Here is a 2248-nt window from a genome sequence, read left to right as displayed (position 1 = left end):
CACGCTTCGCCTTTTTTTTATTTATTTTTAAATTTTGAGAGGTGATTAAAATATGGAAGTGATTTTGAAATCAAAAAGTGGTGTACACGTACATCTAGATGCTAATGATTCTAGAGGCTTGTTAAATCTGAAATATCTATGTTCTCTCTTAGATGTTCCATATGAAGGAGTAAAAGCCCGTATGTTCAGATTAAACGAGAGTATTGATCAGGCTCTACACCATTTCTTAAGCAAAGAAGGTGGTAAAAAATGATTAATAAGGGGGATTTTAAATGTTAGAAATTAACACTTCTAAAATTAAGAACACAGTTACATTTAGTGTAGATAAAGACAGCTTGAAAAAAGCGAAAGACTCTATTACAAGCCTAAAAGAATTCGCTGATAATATCAAGCCAGCTAAACTGAGGTTTGATAATGTCACTAAAGGCTATAAGAAAGCACAAAGTGAAGTAGATAAGATTGCTCAACAGAAAGCGAAAAACGAAAAACAGAATCAAAGAGCACAAGCTGCCGCAGCAAGAGCACAGGCAAGGCAACAGCAACAAATAGCAGCACGCAGTGAGAAGGCAGCCTTAAAACTGTTAGACGTTGGATCAAGCATTAGTGCAATGCACCGCCTCTCTGTAGCGGAACAATACAAAGCTATTGCACAGGCTAGAGAGATAGCCAAACAATATGAGCAAGGGGCTATCTCGCTTGCACGTATGAATAGCCAGATGAAACGCCTACAACAGCAACAACGTAAGATTAATGGCAACAGAAAAGCTCAATTAGCCCCCGTTAAGGGAGGATCAGGGAATTCCGCCACTATGGGCGCTCTGTTATTTGGAGGCGCTACGGCTGCTGCTGGCGTGATGGCTGTTAGTAAAACCTCTGAATTTATGGCTAACAGCTTCGCTAATGCTGAAACACAAGGAGAGCTAATCCAACGTGCAAGGCTTGGCGGTGTAGACGTTAACCAGATGTATAATATTACAGAATGGGCGTATAAAAACGGCGTTGACTCTATGATGGGTGATCAAGGGGCTAGGAAATACCTGGATCAGATGAAAGATGTTAGGGAACGTGCCGCAAAATCCTACAGTGAAGCTGAATTGGTGAAAGATAAGAAAACCGGAAAATCTGGATGGAAAGGCGGTGATAACGCTATTAATGAACTTCTAAACATCGGTGTTATTAACAAAAGCGACCTTAAAAAATTTGCTGATAATCCAGCCGGATTAATTTCTAAGGCTGTTAATGGAATGATGAAAAAAGGGTTTTCAGACTCCCAAATTGGACAACGTTTAGAAGACCTGGGCGATGATTTGATGCTTACGTCAAAATATTGGCAACGTTCCGTTAAAGATGTACAAGAAAGTATTAATCAGCAAAAAGCCTCTGGAAAATGGCTAACAGAAACACAGCAAGATTCTATCGTTAAATTCAGAGAACTAAACAGACAGCTTTCACAGCTTTCTGATGCAAGACAAGTAGCATTTGTAGACGGCTTTATGAAATCTCTTGATCCAAAAGTAACGGAAGAGTTTATGAAAAACCTTTCTAATCTCACTCCGTATTTTACGAAGCTGGGAGAAGCTACAGGAAGTCTCTTTGAAGCTATTATGAAGATTGTAAACTGGTTTAATCGTAATGATGATAAGACAGAGGCTATTCAGAAAAATTTAGGTGATGCACCGCCATTAAGCAATGAAGGGATGAAACAGAATCTTTCTGATCTCGTTCCTGAACAATATAAAGGCGCTGGCACTGCAACAACTGCACCTGATAATAGTCATTCCCTCTTTAACACAATTAAGGGATTGCTTTTCGATGATAAGTCTTCTTCTGTGTCAGATGTAAAAATGTCAGTCAATGAAGCACCGATAACCAATCTCAAACAGGGGGCTTTAAATAATCTTGCAATGACAACTCCGGCTTATAATTTATCTCCTGTGTTTAATATAAATCCGACCTTTGAAGTGGTAACGGAGGTTCCGCTTACTATTAATTCTGACACATCAAGATTAAGCGATTATGTGGATTTTACAGCTAGAGCAAGTCGGGATAGCTTCTTGAAATCATTAACATTAACCAGCTTATCAGGACAATCTAACGGCGGGTAATTTCCCCCCTAAAATTACAAAGAAAAATATTATTGCAACGGCGGGGGGGTTTTTAATCAAATAAATAAGAAAATAAAACAAAAAACAAATAGCGTGTTCATATAAAAAAAGAAAAAGTAAAAATAAAAAAAAAAAAAAAAAAA

2 protein-coding genes are annotated in these 2248 nt (G+C 38.1%); both read left to right on the top strand.

Annotated features, from left to right (window positions below):
- Positions 1–52: 52 nt before the first annotated feature.
- Positions 53–253, top strand: a complete 201-nt coding sequence (locus tag A7589_RS22650; RefSeq protein ID WP_097717288.1) for a hypothetical protein — start codon at positions 53–55, stop codon at positions 251–253.
- Between the two features lie 19 nt (positions 254–272).
- A complete protein-coding gene (locus tag A7589_RS22645; protein ID WP_108189039.1) occupies positions 273–2105 on the top strand; it encodes a hypothetical protein in 1833 nt (610 codons plus the stop codon).
- Positions 2106–2248 lie beyond the last annotated feature (143 nt).

The organism is Escherichia sp. MOD1-EC6475 (assembly GCF_003046645.1).
GTDB classification, from domain to species: domain Bacteria; phylum Pseudomonadota; class Gammaproteobacteria; order Enterobacterales; family Enterobacteriaceae; genus Escherichia; species Escherichia ruysiae.
The sequence above is the reverse complement of the archived record's forward strand: the minus strand, read 5'-3'. Positions and strand labels throughout refer to the sequence as shown.